Genomic DNA, 21,151 nt, shown 5'->3' on the forward strand with positions numbered 1-21,151 from the left:
TTTATTTTGTAATTATTACACTTGCCGTTTTGTAGTATTAATTCGACAATTGTGCAAACGATTGTCTATGTTAAGCGTTGTTTGTACTGTTATATTCAATGATTATCATCGATTTATTGAACTTCATCCAGGCCATGCACTAAATAAGTTTTTTTTCAAGCGCATATCGCGTCAGATCTGCATTTGTTTTTAAACTCATTTTGGCAAGAACACGGGCCCGGTAGGTACTGATGGTGGTAGCACTTAAAGAAAGGATTTCAGCTATTTCCGAAACCGACTTTCCTGTAGCCAGTAACTTGAACACGTCAAATTCCCTGTCGGAAAGACGCTTATACGGTTCCGGCTGGCTTTCTTCATCGAGTTGGGTGGCCAGTGTTTCTGCAAGAGATGGGGTAATATATTTTTTACCGGTCAATACTCTGCGCACGGCATTAACCAGTTCTTCATGGGCGAGGTCTTTACTGCAATAACCCGAAGCACCTGCTTTTAATGCGCGGATGGCATATTGTTCTTCAGGGTGCATGCTCAATATAAGCACTGGCAGGCGGGGGTGCGAGAGGCGGATCTGGTGTAATGCCTCCAGGCCGCTGCGTCCGGGCATTGAAATATCACTTATAACAACATCCCATTGGCCATTATTGGCTTTTTGTAACAACTCTTCAGCATTGGCGCATTCTTCTATTACGCCAAATGGATATTCATCCAGTAAGATCTGTTTTAGTCCTTTGCGAACTATGGCATGATCGTCGGCCACCAGTACTTTCATGGTTGGGGTCTGATTTTTCTATATTTATTGGCCCGCCCGTTCATTTTCAGGCGGTTAAATAATTTTTACTGTTCGGGAATCTGTTTAGAATATATCTTAACGGATTATCAGCTGTTTTATTGATCGTTTTGCGATTTCGGACCATCGTCCGGTTCCAGGGTGATGGTCACTTTAATAGAAGTGCCTTCTCCCGGTTTACTGTTTACTTCAAAGCCGCCGCCCATCATCAACGCACGTTCTTTCATACCCAGCAATCCCAAAGTCTTTTTTATTCCCAATGTCTTCATGTCGAAACCGGTGCCATCATCTCTGATGCTTAAGATAATTTTATCCTGCTCCAGTTTTAATTGGCTAAAGACATTTTTTGCCTGTGCATGCCGGGCAATATTGGTCAATGCTTCCTGATAAATCCTGAATAGCGAAGTAGCTACTGAATTGGAAACAGGCAAATGTGAAACGGTTGATTTAAAAGATATGGTAATGCCAGATCTTTTCTCAAATTCCTTGCTCTGCCATTCAAGGGCTTCAACAAGTCCCAGATCATCGAGCATACTCGGCCGTAGTTCAGTGGCTATACGTCGCACGGTTTTGATGGTTTCATTCAGCAGTTGAAGCGTATCGCCGGTTCTTTGGGTCAAAGCGGCATCCTCATACTTCTGCAGTTTCTGATGAAGCCAGGAAACATCCATTTTAAGAATGGTGAGCTGCTGCCCGAGCTCATCATGGATCTCGCGGGCAATGTTAGTGCGTTCTGCTTCCCGGATATTCAGCAGGTGATCTGAAAGTTCGCGCAAATGTGCGGTGGTTTTGGCAAATTCCTGATCTGCATCAACCCGTTTGTAAATAAATAAGTAATTACCGTTATCAAAAGAAGGGGCAATTCCGTGCCTGACAATATGAACAGCTACTGTTTCGTCGGTGTGTTTAATACAGGCGGTAATGCCTTCTGTGCATTCAATGGTGGTTACATCAGCGTTTAAAGGCAGGATGGATATGTTTGAACCGGTAAGTTCCTGTTGTGTGTAACGGAATAATTCAGTGGCGGCTTTATTACAGGCAGTAATAATGAAACTGGTATCAGTGATTATCGCAGCTTCACTGATTAACTCTATAAGCAATTGACCGATCGGTTGGTTGTAGTACTCGTTCTCCATTTGCATAAAAGGGCTGATGATGGCCAATTGACCATACATCATGATTACACTTTCATAGAAAACGATTCAGCAACAAGTTTAGACCATAATTTCCAATTAACCATATTTTAATAAACAGATGTGGGTAACTCGTGTATTGTTACTGAACAATAAAAAGTGTCGGTATGACATTATTCGCATGGGGTAAATGAAAACCTTTATTTTTATAACGTGATAACATTGGTTTGCCGGTTTATGATGACGTTATATTTTGTTGGCCTGATAACTAAATTACCTTTGTTGTAGAAAGTTCTTTTTCCTTTAGCCGTTGCCCCATCCTCGCCTCCATCGTCCTGTTAAAACCGGGCCTGAAAAAACATTGTTCTTTTATTGCTCTGGTTGTTGGTTTAAAGTAGCGTACAGCCGCCTGCAATCTGGCAATTTAATTTTTGTAGTTATGAGCCGTTTAGGTATTAAGGTAGCATTGATCGATGATTCTTCGGTCATCAGGAATAGTATTCATGAGATCATTACAATATGGGGATATGATGTTATACTGGAAGCTGTGAATGGAGAAGACTTTTTCAGCCGCCTAACAACAGCCAATGCACCGGATATTTGTATTACCGACCTCAATATGCCGGTAATGGACGGTTTTGAGACCATAAAAATGCTTCGCGAAAAATGGCCCGCGATAAAAGTGATCGCATTTTCTATTACGGGTAACAGGCGGGAAGAAGAAAGGGCGCTGCTGCTCGGCGCGCATGCTTTTGTATCAAAATCAGGTTCTATTCTTGAATTGCAGACCAGCCTGCAAAAAATGAAACAAACTACCCCGTTTTAAACTTTTACTATTTCCTGCCTTCTATTACGCTGACAGGTGGTTGAAATACATTCAACGCATTCTTTATTGGCTTTTTGCAGCGGTATTCGGGGGGCCGCCAATGGATTATCGTTAAAGACCACACTTGCTGGTAAAAGTTGCAGCTCCCCCTAATACCGCTTTAATTTCGCTTTAATGTTGTTGTTTATAACCTGAAGGTATGTGCTGAATGCTGTTTTGAAATTGACAAATAGATGAAATGCGAAAATCTATCGGGGAAAGACCGGTTTTTATCTTCAAATGAAATACGGTTTTCCACATTTTATTCATAATCATAATCAGGCGCAATTAAATCCGGCAACGAGGCGTTACGTAAAAAGGGCATAGTATTTGAAATTATTACAAGTTCGCCTTTGCAGAATAATCCGGGAAAGTTGTTGTAAGTAATAAGAAGTAATTAGTTCCCACCTCGCTTTCTGATATCCTGAACCGTCAGTTGTCGTTCCCAAGATATTTATTCTTTTATACTATATATATCAATATATGTTACAAGCGCTTCCATATCATTTGAAAGTACGGGATCATTTTGCGCAGCAAACAAACACCTGGAATTTCTTTGCCGCAGTAAAAACCAAAGAGGAACAACTGGCCCAATACAAAACAGAATTGTTAAAGAATACTTACAAATTTGATGAAACGGCCGATGCAGCGATTTATGAAAAAGTTGTTAAAGCGAAAGAAAAGTTAGGGCTGGAACAATTGCCCGTTACCGTATACCAGGCGCAATATACCGATGAGATGAATGCGAGCATTGTTTTCCTGAACAATGAAGCGCATATTGTTTTCAGTGGCCGCATTACGCAGTTATTGGATGAAGATGAACTGCTGGCCATACTCGCTCATGAACTTACTCATGTAAAACTGTACGGTATGTTGCAGGGCGAACTGGAAACGGCCGAGCGTATCATTATGGCAATTGCAGGTAACTATAACAGTGAAGCGGCCTATTATGAAACGGCGCGTTTATACAGGTTATATACTGAAATATTTTGCGACCGCGGTGCTTATACTGTGGTTGGGGATATAAGACCGGTAATTACTTCACTGGTTAAAGTTGCCACCGGCTTGGATAAGGTAAGTGCGGACAGTTATATTAAACAGGCTGAAGAAATATTCAGCGCTACTACCGAAGTTAAAGCCGCTACGGTTTCACATCCTGAGAATTTCATCAGGGCCCGCGCTATTCAGCTCTGGCATGAGAAAAAGGAGGCTGCGGAAGCGGAGATCATCCCTATGATCGAAGGCATGACCGATCTCGATCAGCTGGATGTGTTCAAACAAAAAGACCTCCTGCAGTTAACCCGGCAATTCATGCAGTTGATGCTGAAACCAAACTGGTTCAGGAGCACACTGGTAACCAGTTTAGCCAAACAGTATTTTGCCGATTTCTCCTATGACGATGACATCACGCTCAATGAAGAACTGGTGGAAACCATCAGTGAGTCGCATGCGAGTATCAAAGATTTCCTGGGGTATGTTATGCTCGATTTTGCACTGGTAGACGGGGAGCTGGAACAAGTGCCCTTCGGCTGGCTTTTTCAGTTTGCCGAAACCATTCAACTGTCAGGCGCTTTTGACGCCATTGTTAAAAAGGAATTACAGTTGAGTGATAAAAAATTGCAGCAACACAAACAAAAGACAATGGCCGCCTGGTATAAAATAAAAGAAGGCGAAAAAGAGCAGGTGTACGAAGGTGATGCCTCGCTTTAGATCTTGCAGTTAGCTACTTTATACCATTAATACCATACTGATCTCAATTAATTGATTATGTCAATACAGGTTCAAGCATTCCGTCAGTTTCTTAAAACAGCATTTGATAATGGGGATTATGCAACAGATGATGTAATTGCATTTGTGCTGCCTTTGTGTAAAGAAGTGATCGGCTTTCATGAAGCCGGACTGGTAGCGCCATTTGAAAATGAGCAGGCGTTGTTCATTACCGAAAACCGGCTCGATATTGATGAGCGGGCCGCACACAAACCCATGAATGCGATCGGAAAAGTGATCTCCCTGTTTGAACGGCATAAAGCCCGGCATTACGATGTGTTAGGGAATGCCAAACAGGAACTGGAAGTAGATGACAGCGCCGTATCGGTAGAAAATATCCAGGTGCATTTGAATGGAAATGAAACCCTGACCTATCCCGCTTATATCCCCGGTTACCGTTGTTTTGAAATGAACCTGGGTCACCATGACGAGCTCACCGATATATTTTGCCTGGGATTGGTATTAGGCAGCATGGCATTGGGCCTGAACCTGTATGAAGAGAAAGACCTGGCATTGTTTGCAAAATACCGCAGCAATCCTATTTTATATAATCACCGCATTCACCCAACCATCAGCGCGCTCATTGCAGAAATGACGGAGCTGAGCAGGCAAAAGCGGGTACAGGACCTGTACGATATCGTTAATCGCCTGCAACATTACAGGGATTATGATCCGGAAAAGCAAACCGACCTGAGCAATATTGCCGGCTGGATCAATAAATCGTTAACCAACCGGAACCAGCTTATCTTAAACAAGCTGCGTAACCGTTTATTCGACACCAGCAGACGTAACCGTTTATTGTATTACAAACCGAATATGCGGTTTGTAAACCTTACGGTAAGCAGCGTGCCGATGGTGCTGCATTACCAAAGCATCCGGCCGGAATTGTTGTTCACCTGGAACAAGGACATTGCCGACCGGGTTACCGGTATGAAGGAGATCGTCCTGAACAAATACCTCCGGTTTGAAGATCATTTGTATCTGCCTTCTTCACTGGATAAAATACGCATAGAAGCACAGCGCGATATCCAGGAGTATGGCTTCAGCCAGCTGAAGCTGGTTATCGTATACCTGAACTGGCATAACCTCAAGGAAGATCCGGAAGAACGTATCCAAAGCCCACTGTTACTGGTTCCGGCCGAACTGAAAAAGAACAAGAAATTAAAAGAGGACCATTTTATCTTAAAGATCACCGATAATGTGGCTGAGGTGAACCCGGTGCTGGCAAGCTACCTGAAAGAGCTGTATGGCATCGAGCTGCCCGATTATGTTGATCTGGATGAAATGACGCCCGAACAGTTCTATCAATTGCTGAAAGGCCAGATAGATGCAGCCAACCAGGGGATCGTATTGAATTATATTCAAAAACCGCGGATCAGGCTGGTGCATTCTGTAGCCAAACAAACGGTGACCAATTTCAAAAAGCGGCTACAGCGCACAGGCAAACAGTTGAGCAGCTACAAAGATGTTGGTTACAGTTACCAGCAGGAACAATACAAGCCACTGGGCCTGGAGATCTTCAGACAACGCGTGGAGCCGAAACGCGGTTTCCTGGAGTCGTTAAGCGATGAAGAAGCTCGTATCGTACCTTCCAAATTAACAGAAAGCGTAGCAGACAAACGCCGCCCGCAATTTGAGCTGACTGAGAGCGAGGGCAACCCTTACAGCTGGGATTTTGATATGTGCAATATTGTGCTGGGCAATTTCAATTATAAGAAGATGAGCCTGGTACGCGATTATAATTACGTTATCGACAACCAGGTGCCCAACGAAGTGTTTGAGCAGCTGTTCAGCAGCAAGCCCAAACCCACAAGTGAAACTACACAGAACTGGAACAGTACCGATGACTGGTATCATGTTATAACAGCAGACCCAACACAAACAAGGGCTATCCTGAAAAGCCGGGAAAAAGAAAGTTATATCATCCAGGGACCTCCGGGAACCGGTAAGAGCCAAACGATCACCAACCTCATTGCCGACTTTGCGGCCCGTGGCCTCAGCATTCTGTTCGTTTGTGAAAAACGCGCGGCCCTGGATGTGGTGTATCATCGGCTGAAACAGCAGGGCCTGGATGAATTGTGCTGCTATATCCATGACAGCCTCGGCGACAAAAAAGAATTTATCCGCAACCTGAAGGAAACGTATGAAGACTTCACCAAAAATAAAATGGACCTGGAAAGGATCCAGTTGAGCCGTGAAGCGCTGTTGAAGCAAACCAATGAACAATTGGAGCTGTTAAAACAGTTTCATGCTACGCATACGGCCGTACCAGAGCAGGCAGGCATTGAATTCAGGAAATTATTGGAACGGGTGGTTGAATTAAAGGATCACCTGGTTACCCGCAGCGTCAAAGATGTAGATGCATTACCTCATTATAAAGAATGGCTGGAGTTCGGCAATGTTATACAGCAGCTCAGCAATGCCCTTGAAGAAACAGGCGCAGAACCCACATTTGCAGAACATCCGTTCAGCAAGATAAACGAGCAGCTGTTCAGCAATGAGAATCCGCAGGTCGTATTGGAAAACCTGTTGCAGCATAGCCGCAGCCTGTTGACCGATATTACCTCGGTTGTAAAAGAAAACAATATTCCGCCCGAACATACCACGCGGTTAGAGCAGATCAGGAATCTGGTGCAGGTAGCCATCGTGTTGAATCCGCTGGCAGAATCGGATAACCTGTCGCTGGTTGATGAAGGAAATGAATCGGCCCGGAAATTCGACAAAGGCGTTCATTTATATAAACAACAGCAACAGCATTATGAACAGATCAAAGAGCGCAACAAGAACTGGAAGGTTAAGCTGAGTGAACAGGATATGCTGGCTGCGATCCCCCTGGCGGCGAAGTATGAAGAATCATTCTTTAAATTCCTGAACAGTAAATGGAACCGGCTCAAGAACAAGATCGATGAATGTTATGATTTCTCACAGCATGCCGTGCATCCAGGTTATGGAACGGTATTGCAACAACTGAAAGAAGAATATGATGCGGCCAATATGGTGGCCATGGAAAGGCATTTCCTGGAACAACAATACAAAGTAGACAATGTTGATCTTACCGCTTTGAGCATAGAGCGCATCAGGGCCAGGAAGGGCGATAAGGAGATCGATTACTTATTGCATCATGCCGAAGCCAACCAGTTGGTAACCCGCCTGAGCAAGCTCAATCAAAGCATGCAAAAACTGCAGACCCAGCTACAGCAATGTTTGTATGAATATGATACCAAACCGGTAAGCGATATTTATGATGAGCTGGAAAGCATCAGCATGAATGCCGAGAGCCTCCGCGACCTGTTGCCGGCTTTGCGTGAATATTCAGAGTTACCTGGATCAGTGAAAGAAGTGCTGAGGAAAATGCCGGTTACTCCGCTGCAGGCAGAAGCCGGGATGGCCAATAAAACCCTTTCGCATATCTACCACCAGAACAAGACCTTTGCCAATACCGATATGCATGCGATCGAAAAAGCGGTACGGCAGATACAACATTGCTACAAACAATTGCTGAAAGTAAATGCTGATTATATCAGGGCGGCCGTGCGGCAACGCTTCCTCAACAATGTTGAATTAAGCAATATCGCCAGCAGTCAGCTGAGCCCCGAACAAAGGGAGTTTAAAAAGAATTACCTCGAGGGCCGGAAGATCCTGGAGAATGAATTCAATAAAAGCATCCGGTTTAAAAGTATCCGCGAGCTGTCGGCCAAGGAAAGCGGACTGGTACTGAAAGACCTGAAATCGGTATGGCTGATGAGCCCGTTAAGTGTGAGCGACAGCTTACCGGTGGATATTGGTTTTTTTGATGTGGTGATCTTCGATGAAGCCAGTCAGATCACGTTGGAAGAAGGGATACCTGCCCTGTACCGCGCCAAACAAACCATTATTGTAGGCGATGATAAGCAAATGCCGCCGACCAATTTCTTTGCCGTTCGAACAGAGGATCCTGACGACCTCGAAGTTTATAACGATAATGATGATGATGAATTATTGAGCAGTGATGCAGACAGCCTGTTGGTGCAGGGTGCCAGAAAGCTGAACAACGTTATGCTGGGTTGGCATTATAGAAGCCGCTTTGAAACGCTGATCAGTTTCAGTAACCATGCGTTCTACGAAGCGAACCTGCTCACCATTCCCGATAAGACCATTCATCATACCGAGAAAAGATCCATCGAGGTAACCAAACCGCAGGAAGCGGCCAAACATGCCGATGCCTTGTTCGACCGCAGCATCAGTTTCCACTTCCTGCCCAATAGTGTATATGAAAAACGTATCAATACCGATGAGGCAGATTATATCGCCTTTATGGTGAAAACCCTGCTGCAGCGGAAAATTAAGGAGAGTATCGGTATTGTCGCCTTCAGCCAGGAACAACAGGAGGCCATTGAAAATGCTTTGACCACCCTGGCAGCCAAAGACAAGGATTTTGAACAGGCGCTGGAAGATGCCTGGAGCCGCACGGAAGAAGACCAGTTCACCGGCCTGTTTGTAAAGAACCTCGAGAATGTCCAGGGCGATGAACGGGATATCATCATCATGAGCGTATGTTATGGCTTCGATTCCCGCAAAAAGATGATCATGAATTTCGGGCCCATCAATAAGAAAGGCGGTGAAAAAAGATTGAATGTGATCTTCAGCCGCGCTAAAAAGCATATGGCGGTCGTAAGCAGTATCCGCCATCACCATATCACCAATGAATACAATGAAGGCGCCAACTATTTTAAACGCTTTTTACAGTATTCCGAGCTGGTTAGCTGTGGCGATATGCGGTCGGCCCGCGCCATATTAGACAGCCTGGTGCTGCATAAAAAAGACAGATCCAAATTAAAAGCTGACAGCATCATCCTGCAACAGATAAAGGAACAGCTGGAGAAGAAGGGGTATGAAGTAGCCGAGCAGGTAGGGCAGTCAGACTTCAAGTGTTCGCTGGCCGTAAAAGCCAAACCAACGGATACTACCTATAGCCTGAGTATCTTGCTCGACGACGACCGGCATTATAAAAATGAAAATCTGCTGGAGCAGTATTATCAGCGGCCGGCCATTCTGCAAACCTTCAACTGGCGTACGATCAACGTATTTGCCAAGGACTGGTTGAGCCAGCCCGATAAAGTGCTGGAGCAGATCATCAAACGCCTGCACCAGGAAGCGCAGGAAGAAGAAAAAGTGGTGGAAGCGGAAGTGACCGATGAACAGGCCGTACCAGCAGAGCCGGTAGAAGAGGAGGCCATTACACCTGCTAAACCGGAAGCGCCTGCCACACCCTATGATCATTTAACGTTTCACCGGCTTATTAATTCCGAAGGGGAGACCAGCCGGTTCTGGGAAGCGGCCCTGGACGGCTGTAAACTGATCGTGCGTTATGGAAGAGTAGGAACGAAAGGGCAGGTGCATGTGAAAACGTTTGCCAAAGAAACCACCGCGCAACTGGAAAAAGACAAACTGATCAAAGAAAAAGCGAATAAAGGTTATAAAGCAACCTGGCTTAAATAACGCTTAACGCTTAACGCTTAACGCTTAACGCTTAACGCTTAACGCTTAACGCTTAACGCTTAGTGCTTAAGGCTTAAGGCTTAACGCCTGTTTCCACGTAGGCGCTTCGCGCCAGGGGTTTTGTATTTTGTTTTTAGCTTTCAGCCTTGCGCCTTCTGCCTTCAGCCTTTGGCGTTTAGCGTTTTGCCTTTAGCCTTCAGCGTTTTGCCTTTGGCCTTTGGCTTTTAGCCTTCAGCTTTCAGCAGCAACGGAACAGTGACTTCCAGTCTGCACCCTTCACCCGGTTTGGAGATGATGGTTGCTGTTCCATTACAGGTTTCAACACGGTTAAGAATATTGGTGATGCCTACGCCGTTGCGGCACTGACTGGTGTTAAAACCGATGCCGTCGTCTTCAATTTGAAGGAACACTTCTGATGCCGTGTTAGATAGTTTTATCATTACTTTCCTGGCTTTGGCGTGGCGGATGATATTCGCCAGCTGTTCCTGCAAAATGCGGTAAATGGTTTCCTTGATATGGTCAGGAATGAGGGCTTCGTTCATGCCATGCAGGTCGAGGCAAACCGGTTGCTGTTGCAGAATGTTATCGACGGTTTTTTGAATTTCCGAGAGCAGGCTGGTTTCTGCAAACCGGGGTAGTACGAGCCGGTGCGACAGGTTCCGGATCTCCCGGATCACCTCTTCAATATTGTTCTTACAGCGCTCTACAGTGTTCTTTTCTTTATCATAATTTTCCAGGCTGTATTCCAGCTGCAGTTTTACCGCTGCGAGTATCTGGTTTATGTTGTCGTGCAATTCCCGGCCAAGTTCGTTCCGTTCATTCTCCTGTGTTTTGATCATCAGCCGGCTGATCACTTTCTGCTGGGCTAATTTGGTTTGCCGCATGGCCTCCATCGTCAGTTCTTCCGCCGTGATATCTTTCAGCGTAGCTACTAATCCCACAGGTTTCTTATTCTCATCGCGCGCAAAAGTAACAGTAGCTATGAGATGGAATTTTTGATTATCCTTCCTGGTGAATACCACTTTTCCCTGCCAGCTACCGGTTTGCTGGAGGATCTGCAAAGCCGCTTCGCGCGAATCGGTCATGTAGTCGTATTGAATAATATCTTTGAAAAGACGGCCTTTCACTTCTTCGGCGTTTATGCCGTATAATTCTTCCGCCTTTTTGTTTATGAAAAGAATGTGCAGGTCCATGTCGGTAAAGATCACCGCATCGCTGATATGATTGAGCAATACATCATGTTGAAGCAGGAACCGGTTGTTATCAGCACTGACTTTGGGTGGGCGGAATTGTACGGTTGTATTGGGTTTTTTGTAGTAGACGTCCATAGCAAATCGGTTAGGTTTACACATAGGGAAATTGAGATTTTAAACAAGATTACTTTTAGGACGAGGTAAGTATGAACACGTAAAGTAAACGCAGGAATGCTGTATAATGTTATGACTTCTATCATGTACCTGGATGATTACATCAAGAAGTTGTTCCGGATCAACTAACTCATAAGATCAGCTGTGAGCGGCCGGTGAACGGTTATAAGAAGAACGCAGCGTTTGTTTGCGGGTAATTGTATGTGAGGCTAAGGGTTTGCCTGTACGCAATTGTCGTTGATTGTCGCACAACGCAATGGTAATGACAGAGATCGTATTTATAATTGATCAAGATTAAGTTTTGCAGTCTTTTCATGACATCCCGCAACAAACAACAAAAGCCCCCGGAGGAGCTTTCATTGTTTTATGTCTACGTTATGCTGGTGCTGATTATCTTTTTGCTATCACATACCCGTTGAAGGAAATAGGTTGCCGGTTGTAACTGGTGACGACAACCGAGGCGCTGCCATTATCAAAAATGGTGAGCGTCAATTGCCGGGGATCCTGCGTGTCTTTCGGTGTTATCACCACATCCCAGCCGCCTTTCTTTCTATCGGTTATGGAATAATCGAAATCGGTTGAAGTAAACCGCAGCGGGCCCTGTGATGGATTCATGGGCGCCGTATAAGCACGGCCGAAATAGGGCAGGTCGCTGACGATGGTATCTTTTGAGATCCGCAGGTCGAAATCCGTTGTTAGTTGCCTGGTGCTGCCAGCCTGTGGCAGGGCGGTTTGTGCTTTAAAGATATAATTCTGGGCTTGTACAGCCTGGGTGATAGCAGCTTTTTTATCTTTTTTCTTTTGCGCTGATATTGTTTGAGGAAGGGCCAACGCTAAAAACACCCATATAAATAAGCTGTATTTGAGTATGTTATTCATATAACACGCCGTTTTTGTTCTATATAAAGAACGGCCGGGTGCTACAAAATGTTTGTTAAAAGCTGTCCATTCACCACCATCAGATAAAGTTTCTAACAATAAGTCCGACCATAATGGATAACGAAAAGCTGATCAGGGTGCCAATCAGGATGTATTCGGCTTCCTTGCGTGCCTCAGTGCCTTTAATATCGTTAAACCGGAGGATCGATTTCGCGGCGATCAAAAAGCCTATCCCTTCAAAATGACCGCTTATAACGAACGTAAACACCAGCAGGCGTTCAAATATGCCGATCCATTTACCGGCTTCGCTGAGGCTTACAGACGTGCGTACATTTTGTTCTTCTGCTTCGCGCCGCCAGCGTTGGGTAGCACTGGCCAGCAACAGGGATAATGGAAATGTTACCAGCAAATAACCTGAGGCGATGGCCCAGGCCGACTGGCTGTGCATTAAAGATACCCAGTTCTTCGGCAGCCAGCCTGCAGGCGCTATAAATACGCACCATAACAGGATGAGGGTGAAAATATGTAAGCACTGGTCGATGATGAAGTATACGGCCTTGTCTGATTGATTCAATTTCCAGAGATCGATAACGTAGTGGGTCAACATTACCAGCAGGGGAGCGATCCATAAATTCCAGCCGGGAGCAAACAGGTAAACGAGAATGCCATGTATGGCGCAATGCAGGTAAAGCATCCACGACCGGGCCTTCAATCGTTGTTTGTGGCGCACCATCGCACGGGATTGCAATATAAAGTCTCCCAGCAGATGGGCGAAGATCCATTGAAATAAGGTTACCATACTTTTATGCTTGATGCTTAACGTTAAGCGCGCAACGCTTAATGATTAATGCGTAACGCTATTCTCCGAAAATCCGTTCCTTTCTCCAGGGCATCTCCGTTCTGCGTTTTGCGTTCCGCGCCTGCCTGCCGGCAGGCAGGTTCCGCGTTTAAATATAAATTAAACCATTGGTATAACCGATTCGAAACGGGTGAGAATTTTATTAACAACGGGCCAGCCTGCGCCCTGAAGCCGCTGGTGTACTGAGGGCTGTTTAATATTTAACATGGTGGCTATTGCAGCCTGCGTATGATCCTGTAACTGCAGGTATATGGCTTCGGCCTGTTGGGGCGACCAGTGCTCAATGAAATAATTGAGTGACGCGCTGTGCACCTGCCATTCACTGGTGAATTCGTCATTGTTGCCGGCAATACTGATCAGGTCGCCACTTTTAGCCAGCGCATCGAGGTAAGGGCCAGAAGCCTGAAAAGCCGATCCGTCGGAAGTGATCACCTGCCCGCTTTTGAAGTTAATGGTACCTACGCCGATAGCCATTCGTATTTTATATTTTTCCTTCAGTAAATAGCTTTGAAACATCAATACAATACGTAATGCGGCCAACCGGTTAACGGTAAGTATGGCCTGCAGGCTGTCGCCGCGATATTGTTGTGCCTGCATATCAGGCCATTGTACGGCAGCGTTGGTAAAAAAGTTATCGAACAACTGCTGCAATTTTTTTCTTGCTGCAGGTTTTAGCTGCGAAGAGCCTACGATATCTCCGCTGATGACCGCCGCAAGATGGTTAACTGCCATACTTTCTTTTATTCAAATATAGGTCTATAGGCCTATATTTCCAAATTATAGGTCTGTAGGCCTATATTTAGGCATTATAGGTCTATGGGCCTATTATGGGGTTTATAAGTTGACAGGCCTATATAGGCGCTTTTCGTTTTGGTTCACCATGAAAAAAAATAAGACCCCGCCTGAAGGGAGGCGGGGCCTTATAAGTTTATAAAACACAGGCTTGTGCGTTAAAGATCACATGCGCCTGTATTAATAACGGTAATGCTCTGGTTTGAAAGGCCCTTCTTTGGGTATGCCCAGGTAAGAAGCCTGCTCATCGGTGAGCTCATCCAGTTCAACGCCTATTTTCTTCAGGTGCAGGCGGGCTACTTTTTCATCGAGGTGTTTAGGCAGTACATATACCTTGTTCTCGTAGCTCTTACTGTTAGTCCACAATTCTAATTGGGCCAGTGTTTGGTTGGTAAATGAATTACTCATTACAAAACTGGGGTGGCCTGTAGCGCATCCGAGGTTCACCAGGCGGCCTTCAGCCAGCAGGATGATCTCTTTTCCGTCGATGTTATACAGGTCTACCTGAGGTTTAATGGTGTCTTTGGTATTTCCGAAGTTATTGTTCAGCCAGGCAACATCAATTTCAATATCGAAGTGGCCAATGTTACAAACGATAGCTTTATCTTTCATAGCACGGAAGTGCTTCTCAGTGATCAGGTCGCGGCAACCGGAAGCGGTAACGATGATATCGGCCTCTTTTACGGCGTCGATCATCTTTTTAACTTCAAAGCCGTCCATAGCAGCCTGTAAAGCGCAGATCGGGTCTACTTCTGTAACAATTACCCGGCAGCCTGAGCCAGCCAGGGAAGCTGCAGAACCTTTACCTACGTCGCCATAACCGCCCACGACAGCTACTTTACCAGCCAGCATTACATCGGTAGCGCGGCGGATAGCATCCACGAGGCTCTCTTTACAACCGTATTTGTTATCGAATTTTGATTTGGTAACTGAGTCGTTTACGTTGATGGCGGGAATGGGCAAAGTGCCTTTAGCCATTCTTTCGTACAGGCGGTGAACACCGGTAGTAGTTTCTTCGCTCAAACCGCGGATATGTTGTACCAGCTCAGGGTATTTGTCGAATACCATGTTGGTAAGGTCGCCACCGTCATCGAGGATCATGTTCAGCGGGCGGTCGGCACCACCAAAGAACAATGTTTGTTCAATACACCAGTCGGCTTCTTCCAGGGTCTGGCCTTTCCAGGCATATACCCCGATACCGGCAGCAGCGATAGCAGCGGCAGCCTGATCCTGGGTAGAGAAGATGTTGCATGAGCTCCATTTAACCTCAGCGCCTAAAGCTACCAGGGTTTCAATAAGCACTGCTGTTTGAATGGTCATATGCAAGCAGCCGGCAATGCGGGCGCCTTTTAATGGTTTTGACGGGCCATATTCTGCACGTAACGCCATCAAACCGGGCATTTCCGCTTCTGCAAGACGGATCTCCTTACGACCCCATTCAGCAAGGCTGATATCTTTAACCTTATAGGGAAGTGAAAAATCAATGTTTTTAGTGATAGTAGACATATCTTTTTGAATGTTTATTTCGGTCGCAAAGCTACAATTTAAGTGTGAAACTCCCGTAAAATATGACAGGGGTGCACTTAATAAAAAAGCTTCCCGGCCGGGAAGCTTATAGCTTTGTATCTTATTAAATTATATCATTTTCTTCGTAAGGTCGGCCACTGTTTTCTTTTCGAGGATGCGCAGGTTGGCATCCCGTACCAGTACCATCATGTCGTGCAGGCCACACTGCTTTTCATCACAGTTCTTGCAGCGTTCATAAAAGTACAGGCTTACGCACGGCAGCATGGCGATGGGACCGTCGATGAGGCGTACGATCTTGGCCAGCGGAATGTCCTTCGGCGATGTCTTGAAGAAATAGCCTCCGCCTTTTCCCTTTTTACTGTCAAGGATCCCGGCTTTTTTCAGTTCCAGTAATATGTTTTCCAGAAACTTCAGGGGGATCCTTTTCTTTTTGGAGATTTCAGCAATGAGGATAGGTTCGTTCTCTTTCTTATCAGCCATATACATCAAAGCCTTAAAGGCATACTGAGCTTTCTTGGATAGCATGTATTTTCAGTTTAAAACGCGAAAAGTACCCCGCCTTAGCATGCAGGGCTATAAGGCCGTAAGATAAAATAATTTATTTATCATCCGCCATCTTAAATGGATGGATAGAACGCCGAACGCGCAAGGCGGAACGTTAAACGCAATAGTCCGAAATTAAAACCTGCCTGCCTACTGGCGGCAGGTGCAAAACGCAGAAACCAGCGTTAGGCGTTAAGCCTTTAGCGTTCAGCATTTTTACCGTATAGCCACCAGCTTGTTTACGTAGGCATACTTGATAAGCCCGATGACACTGTTTGTTTTTGTTTTGCGGAATATGTTCTTACGGTGCGTTTCAACCGTACGTTCGCTGATAAAAAGCCTTTCGGCAATCTGTTTATTACTGAATTCCTGCTCGATAAGGCGTATTACCTCCAGCTCCCGGTCGGTCAGGTGGGTGGTTTCGGGAGCTACTTTTCTGAGGCGGACAGTAGGATTAGGCATTTCCTTTAGAGTTTTATCGTTAGTGTAAATATGCTCAATCATGTTTTCCAGTGCTTTGGTGATGGTTTGTTTATCCGTGCTTTTCAATACATAGCCTGCTATTGTACCTTCTTCGATCATTGTATTCACAATATTGTTCTGCCCTTTTTCGAACAGGGCCACCATTTTTACCCGGGGAAACAGCTCTTTTACGTTATTCGCCAGCTCATGGCCATTCCTGTATAACATGGTGATATCTGCAAATAGAATATCAACGGGCGTGCAGGCCATCTGCCGAAGCAGTTCCTGTGGGTTCGTTGTAATGATAACAGCTTTGAAATATTCATGTTTGTGTAACAGCGACAGCAACCCATCGATTACCGTCTGGTGATCTTCTGCAATAGCCATGCGTATCTTTTTTCGTTTCATGTTCGGCAGGTTAAGCATTCAACCGATAATAGTTTGAATTCTAAAGCTTGAAACCAACACGCAGACTTGTTAGCCGAGGCCAGTATTATATGTATCAAAACTTCTGCCAGTGCCTGTTACAGATGGCGCAAAATACTCTCCCTTATGGCCTGCCGGAACAGATCTGCCGGAAATAAAGCCATAAAAGAAAGAAAACGGAATAAAAGAGGCTAAAACAGAACGTATATATGGTGGGCCAGATGACGTTTTTCCAAATCCGATTTGCAAGGATGAAGGAAAGGAATAAGTGTAACAAGGATGATCCGGTTTGAGACAGTTCATGTAGCAGTAGTTTGGTAATTCTTTCTAAAATTTACTGAATTAAGCGACAGGAACCTACAGTTCAAATAAAAATTGAGTAATATCAAATCGTTAATAAGGCAGGCTGCGGTAAATGCCGGGTGCAGGAGGAAAATTTTACCATGAACATTTTATGGTATTTGCGGCGAAATGCGATTCTCCGGGCTTATTACCTGATTAAATGCCAGTTTTCCGGGTAAAAACTAAATAACCCCGCTCGTGCCGGGGTTATTTACTGATATATTCATTTTACTTATTTGTTACAGGCCAAGTACGTCGCTCATACTGTAAATGCCTTTTTTGCCGGTCAGGAATTCGGCGGCCAGTACAGCGCCGGTAGCGAACCCTTTGCGGTTATGAGCTGTGTGCTTTATTTCAATATCATCAATTTCGGAACTATAGGTGATCGTATGTGTACCAGGCGCCGGATCGATACGCTCGCTGATGATCTGCAGTTCTTCCGGATTTTTGGTAGCCTCGTTCACCCATTTTTTCTTGTGTCTTAAGGAATGCAGGATGCCCTCAGCCAGGGTAATGGCCGTGCCGCTGGGTGCATCTTTTTTTTGCGTATGATGAAGTTCTGTTATAGATACATTGTATTCAGTATGGGGGGCCATCAGCTCGGCCAGCTTTTTATTGATGGCAAAGAAAATGTTCACGCCTACGCTGAAATTGCTGGCATATAACAGGGCGCCGTTCTTTTTATTACAGTAAATAGTTGCTTCTTCAAACCGTTGTAACCAGCCGGTAGAGCCACTTACCACAGGTACGCCGGCTTCCAGGCATTTGATCACATTGTCGAAGGCGATCTCCGGACCGGTAAATTCAATGGTTACATCGGCCTTTTGAATATTTTCTATCGTATTATCCTGGATGTTCTCGATGCCTATTTTCAAAACTATTTCGTGGCCACGTTGCAGCGCAATTTCTTCAATAGCATGACCCATTTTCCCGTATCCGATTAAAGCAATTTTCATCTTTTTTAAAATATTAAGTTCATTAGTTATTGCGTTATTTGGTTCATAAGTTGCTGTATGCTGTAACTTAATAACTCAATAACCTGCTGCCTGCGGCAGGCTGATTAAATAAAAAAAGCTAAGGTATTATTTTGACGGCTTATCATCAAACTTAAACACCAGACTGAGGCCAATGGCCCTGTTGCTTAATACAGCCGGCTTTACCTGCATGCTGAGGTTTTCGTTTACATTGAAACCTTTCAGGTGCGCGTCTACCGTGGCATCCACTACATTCAGGCCCCAAAAGAGCAGGGTGAACAGAATGGAGTAATCCATATTCTTGCGGAAGTCATTGCGGTAGTTCAAGAGGGAGTTTGTCTGCTTTTGCCTTACCAATGTAGATAACGAAGAATGCACATTTGCCAGGCTGTCGGGATACGTAGCGCTGTTAGGGTCGGCTTCTGCTACGGCGAGCGCATAGCGCGTACGGTTATACCAGGTTCGGTTGTCGAAAAAAGTATAAATAGGAATGCCGATGGCGGCATATACGATGGGAACTTTCCAGTATTTCCTGTTGTAGATCTGGCCAAGGCCAGGGAAAACGGCTGAGTAGATGGCAGCCTTGCGCGGACTGTATACCCGGTTACCCGCAGAATCGCGCCATAGTCCTTTTTTTACCTTCGTGCTGGCAACCACTTTGCCACTGGTATCAGTTACAACGAGGCTGTCTTTTTGCTGAGACCATGCCAGCACGGGTACTGTAAGGATAATTGCAATAACAAAAAACAATTGTTTCATGCAGGCGAACTTATGCCGAGACACCGATCTGATCCAGGATCTTATTCAGCTCCTGGATGGAGTAATACTCGATCGAAATATTTCCGTGCCCGTTTTTATTATGATTTAATCTGACCTTGGTACTGAAATGTGTTGCTAAGTTATCTTCAATTTTCTTATAGGCTGGGGGCAGGGTGGGTTTTACCGATTCTTTAACACCGGCTTCTCCGCTCTTATACATCTTACGAACCAGGTCTTCTGTTTGCCGAACAGACAAACTGCGGCTTCTGATCTCGTTATAGATGAATAACTGCTTGTCAACGGTATCTACGTTGATTAAAGCGCGGGCATGACCCATGCTGATCTCATTCTTACGTACGGCCACCTGGATATCCGGCGGCAGTTTCAGCAATCGGATATAGTTGGCCACAGTACTTCTTTCCTTACCCATGCGTTCGGCTACCTGCTCCTGCGTGTAGTTCAATTCTTCCATCATGCGTTTGTAGCTGAGCGCAATTTCAACGGCGTTCAGATCTTCGCGTTGCAGGTTTTCGAGCAGGGCCAGCTCCAGCAGTTCCTGGTCGTTGGCCTGGCGAATATAGGCCGGAACATCTTTCAGTCCGGCTATTTTGGAAGCGCGCCAACGGCGTTCACCAGAAATAAGCCGGTACTTGCCAGCGGTTAGTTGAGAAACCGTGACAGGCTGCACAATGTCGTGCAGTTTTATAGAATCAGCCAGTTCCTGCAAAGCCTGTTCGTCAAAATCATGACGGGGCTGGCGGGGGTTAGGCTCAATTTGATCGATGGGAATACGTGAAATGGAAACAACTGTTTCAGCAACATCTTTTTTGAGGTTGCCGGCTGCATTTTTCAGATCTGAGTCGATATTCTGCAACAGGGAACGGATTCCCTTACCCAGCGCGTCTTTATTTTGTTTGGGGTTGGTCATTGATTGTATATGGTTTATTGTTTTGGATCATGTCAATCCCGCCATGGCGGGACAAACGCCACCGCATTATTCTAATATCCGCTCTTCCTGCTTGATCTTCGTCATATCGTTCTTTTGCAGGATCTCCTTGGCCAGGTTCAGATAATTGACAGCCCCTTTACTTTGACCATCATACAAAATCACCGGTTTACCAACGCTGGGCGCCTCGCTGATGCGGGCATTGCGGTGAATAATTGTATCAAACACCATTTCATCAAAATGTTTGCGCACCTCATTTACCACCTGGTTACACAGGCGCAAACGGCCGTCGTACATGGTCATTAATATGCCTTCGATGACCAGATCAGGATTTAAACGGCTTTGCACAATCTTAATTGTGTTCAATAATTTGCCAAGACCTTCCAATGCAAAAAATTCTGCCTGTACCGGCACCATTACCGAATCGGCGGCGGTAAGGGCATTTACAGTGATCAAACCCAGTGAAGGGGAACAGTCAATGATGATAAAATCATACTGCTCTTTAACGGGTTCCAGTATGCTTTTTAATACACTTTCCCGGTTGGGATAGTTGATCATTTCAATTTCAGCACCTACGAGGTCAATGTGCGAAGGAATGATATCCAGGTTGGGGATCTCCGACTTCAATATCACATCCCTTCCCGGCGTACTGTTAACCATACAGTCGTACAAGCTCGTTTGAATATTGTGCAGATCAAACCCCACACCGCTGGTACTATTGGCCTGCGGATCGGCATCTACCAATAATGTTCTGAATTCCAGAACGGCCAGACTGGCCGCCAGGTTGATGGCGGAAGTTGTTTTTCCGACTCCCCCTTTTTGATTGGCTACTCCAATTACTCGGCTCATAGTGATTAGTTACATTCCTGCCTGCATTGCCTTCACGTTACATGATCAGCCCGGCAGGTCCTTGGATCTTTTTTATTTGGTTCACTTAAATCGGTTCCAATGCCTTCGTAAAAACACGAAAAATCAACACATTGAATTCGTCTTTTCCGGCGGTTAAACCGTAGAAAGGGCAAAATTCGGTGACAATATACTTATTTACCGCATTTATTACCCTTCATCAGCCCGATAGTGAATAAAATTGTATTAACTCAACAATAAAAAGCATCCCCCAAAAAAAGGAGGATGCCCCAATTGCACCGCAAAATTATTACATTAGGTTTATTATCAGCATTTAATGTTTTAATATTTTAAAACCCGCTATACTGGCCGGTTTTAGTAAAAAGACCCGGAAAATTCCGG

Annotated in this window: 16 protein-coding genes; 3 read left to right on the forward strand and 13 right to left on the reverse strand. The window is 45.2% G+C overall.

All coding sequences use genetic code 11. The features are described 5' to 3' along the window. Nucleotides 1-139: 139 nt before the first annotated feature. Entirely contained in the window at nt 140-766 is a 627-nt protein-coding gene (locus JUB15_RS02980; RefSeq protein WP_207510827.1) for a response regulator, read from the reverse strand. 116 nt (nt 767-882) lie between these two features. Then, on the reverse strand, nt 883-1,962 hold the full coding sequence (locus JUB15_RS02985) for a sensor histidine kinase (protein ID WP_207510828.1): 1,080 nt from the start codon (nt 1,960-1,962) through the stop codon (nt 883-885). A gap of 394 nt (nt 1,963-2,356) precedes the next feature. On the opposite strand from JUB15_RS02985, the gene JUB15_RS02990 reads away from it, so the two are divergent. The 3 genes from JUB15_RS02990 (at nt 2,357) to JUB15_RS03000 (ending at nt 10,027) form a co-directional block, all read left to right on the forward strand. Continuing rightward, on the forward strand, nt 2,357-2,743 hold the full coding sequence (locus JUB15_RS02990) for a response regulator (RefSeq protein ID WP_207510829.1): 387 nt from the start codon (nt 2,357-2,359) through the stop codon (nt 2,741-2,743). A gap of 522 nt (nt 2,744-3,265) precedes the next feature. After that, entirely contained in the window at nt 3,266-4,492 is a 1,227-nt protein-coding gene (locus JUB15_RS02995; RefSeq protein WP_207510830.1) for a M48 family metalloprotease, read from the forward strand. A gap of 57 nt (nt 4,493-4,549) precedes the next feature. Continuing rightward, nucleotides 4,550-10,027, forward strand: a complete 5,478-nt coding sequence (locus tag JUB15_RS03000) for an AAA domain-containing protein (protein WP_207510831.1) — start codon at nt 4,550-4,552, stop codon at nt 10,025-10,027. Between the two features lie 224 nt (nt 10,028-10,251). On the opposite strand, the gene JUB15_RS03005 is transcribed toward JUB15_RS03000, so the two are convergent. From JUB15_RS03005 to JUB15_RS03055, 11 genes are all read right to left on the reverse strand, one after another. Further along, entirely contained in the window at nt 10,252-11,355 is a 1,104-nt protein-coding gene (locus tag JUB15_RS03005) for a PAS domain-containing sensor histidine kinase (protein WP_207510832.1), read from the reverse strand. Between the two features lie 429 nt (nt 11,356-11,784). Beyond that, nucleotides 11,785-12,273, reverse strand: a complete 489-nt coding sequence (locus tag JUB15_RS03010; RefSeq protein ID WP_207510833.1) for a DUF4251 domain-containing protein — start codon at nt 12,271-12,273, stop codon at nt 11,785-11,787. A 79-nt stretch (nt 12,274-12,352) separates the two neighbouring features. Then, entirely contained in the window at nt 12,353-13,072 is a 720-nt protein-coding gene (locus tag JUB15_RS03015) for a DUF3307 domain-containing protein (RefSeq protein WP_207510834.1), read from the reverse strand. Between the two features lie 159 nt (nt 13,073-13,231). Continuing rightward, nucleotides 13,232-13,864, reverse strand: a complete 633-nt coding sequence (locus JUB15_RS03020; RefSeq protein ID WP_207510835.1) for an RNA polymerase sigma factor sigma-70 region 4 domain-containing protein — start codon at nt 13,862-13,864, stop codon at nt 13,232-13,234. Nucleotides 13,865-14,104: 240 nt separating this feature from the next. Further along, complete coding sequence (gene ahcY / locus JUB15_RS03025; protein WP_207510836.1) at nt 14,105-15,430, reverse strand: adenosylhomocysteinase; 1,326 nt, start codon at nt 15,428-15,430, stop codon at nt 14,105-14,107. A gap of 129 nt (nt 15,431-15,559) precedes the next feature. Continuing rightward, nucleotides 15,560-15,976: an RrF2 family transcriptional regulator gene (locus JUB15_RS03030; RefSeq protein ID WP_205510873.1), complete on the reverse strand. Its 417-nt coding sequence runs from the start codon at nt 15,974-15,976 to the stop codon at nt 15,560-15,562. A 234-nt stretch (nt 15,977-16,210) separates the two neighbouring features. Continuing rightward, nucleotides 16,211-16,864 (reverse strand): response regulator transcription factor, encoded by a 654-nt coding sequence (locus JUB15_RS03035; RefSeq protein ID WP_207510837.1) that lies wholly within the window; start codon nt 16,862-16,864, stop codon nt 16,211-16,213. A 599-nt stretch (nt 16,865-17,463) separates the two neighbouring features. After that, nucleotides 17,464-18,180, reverse strand: coding sequence for a 4-hydroxy-tetrahydrodipicolinate reductase (gene dapB, locus JUB15_RS03040; RefSeq protein WP_207510838.1), 717 nt, complete (start codon nt 18,178-18,180; stop codon nt 17,464-17,466). Between the two features lie 126 nt (nt 18,181-18,306). Further along, nucleotides 18,307-18,957: a DUF5683 domain-containing protein gene (locus tag JUB15_RS03045; RefSeq protein WP_207510839.1), complete on the reverse strand. Its 651-nt coding sequence runs from the start codon at nt 18,955-18,957 to the stop codon at nt 18,307-18,309. A gap of 10 nt (nt 18,958-18,967) precedes the next feature. Then, nucleotides 18,968-19,885, reverse strand: a complete 918-nt coding sequence (locus tag JUB15_RS03050) for a ParB/RepB/Spo0J family partition protein (RefSeq protein WP_207510840.1) — start codon at nt 19,883-19,885, stop codon at nt 18,968-18,970. Nucleotides 19,886-19,951: 66 nt separating this feature from the next. After that, complete coding sequence (locus tag JUB15_RS03055) at nt 19,952-20,752, reverse strand: ParA family protein (RefSeq protein WP_207510841.1); 801 nt, start codon at nt 20,750-20,752, stop codon at nt 19,952-19,954. Nucleotides 20,753-21,151: the final 399 nt, after the last annotated feature.

Origin of the sequence: Longitalea luteola, from assembly GCF_017356035.1 — a bacterium.
GTDB lineage: Bacteria > Bacteroidota > Bacteroidia > Chitinophagales > Chitinophagaceae > Niastella > Niastella luteola.

What these genes read in the sequence shown, in the direction of transcription:
- JUB15_RS02980 (WP_207510827.1), bottom strand. Translation starts at nt 766, where the DNA reads ATGAAAGTACTGGTGGCCGACGATCATGCCATAGTTCGCAAAGGACTA.
- JUB15_RS02985 (WP_207510828.1), bottom strand. Translation starts at nt 1,962, where the DNA reads ATGATGTATGGTCAATTGGCCATCATCAGCCCTTTTATGCAAATGGAG.
- JUB15_RS02990 (WP_207510829.1), top strand. Translation starts at nt 2,357, where the DNA reads ATGAGCCGTTTAGGTATTAAGGTAGCATTGATCGATGATTCTTCGGTC.
- JUB15_RS02995 (WP_207510830.1), top strand. Translation starts at nt 3,266, where the DNA reads ATGTTACAAGCGCTTCCATATCATTTGAAAGTACGGGATCATTTTGCG.
- JUB15_RS03000 (WP_207510831.1), top strand. Translation starts at nt 4,550, where the DNA reads ATGTCAATACAGGTTCAAGCATTCCGTCAGTTTCTTAAAACAGCATTT.
- JUB15_RS03005 (WP_207510832.1), bottom strand. Translation starts at nt 11,355, where the DNA reads ATGGACGTCTACTACAAAAAACCCAATACAACCGTACAATTCCGCCCA.
- JUB15_RS03010 (WP_207510833.1), bottom strand. Translation starts at nt 12,273, where the DNA reads ATGAATAACATACTCAAATACAGCTTATTTATATGGGTGTTTTTAGCG.
- JUB15_RS03015 (WP_207510834.1), bottom strand. Translation starts at nt 13,072, where the DNA reads ATGGTAACCTTATTTCAATGGATCTTCGCCCATCTGCTGGGAGACTTT.
- JUB15_RS03020 (WP_207510835.1), bottom strand. Translation starts at nt 13,864, where the DNA reads ATGGCAGTTAACCATCTTGCGGCGGTCATCAGCGGAGATATCGTAGGC.
- ahcY (WP_207510836.1), bottom strand. Translation starts at nt 15,430, where the DNA reads ATGTCTACTATCACTAAAAACATTGATTTTTCACTTCCCTATAAGGTT.
- JUB15_RS03030 (WP_205510873.1), bottom strand. Translation starts at nt 15,976, where the DNA reads ATGCTATCCAAGAAAGCTCAGTATGCCTTTAAGGCTTTGATGTATATG.
- JUB15_RS03035 (WP_207510837.1), bottom strand. Translation starts at nt 16,864, where the DNA reads ATGAAACGAAAAAAGATACGCATGGCTATTGCAGAAGATCACCAGACG.
- dapB (WP_207510838.1), bottom strand. Translation starts at nt 18,180, where the DNA reads ATGAAAATTGCTTTAATCGGATACGGGAAAATGGGTCATGCTATTGAA.
- JUB15_RS03045 (WP_207510839.1), bottom strand. Translation starts at nt 18,957, where the DNA reads ATGAAACAATTGTTTTTTGTTATTGCAATTATCCTTACAGTACCCGTG.
- JUB15_RS03050 (WP_207510840.1), bottom strand. Translation starts at nt 19,885, where the DNA reads ATGACCAACCCCAAACAAAATAAAGACGCGCTGGGTAAGGGAATCCGT.
- JUB15_RS03055 (WP_207510841.1), bottom strand. Translation starts at nt 20,752, where the DNA reads ATGAGCCGAGTAATTGGAGTAGCCAATCAAAAAGGGGGAGTCGGAAAA.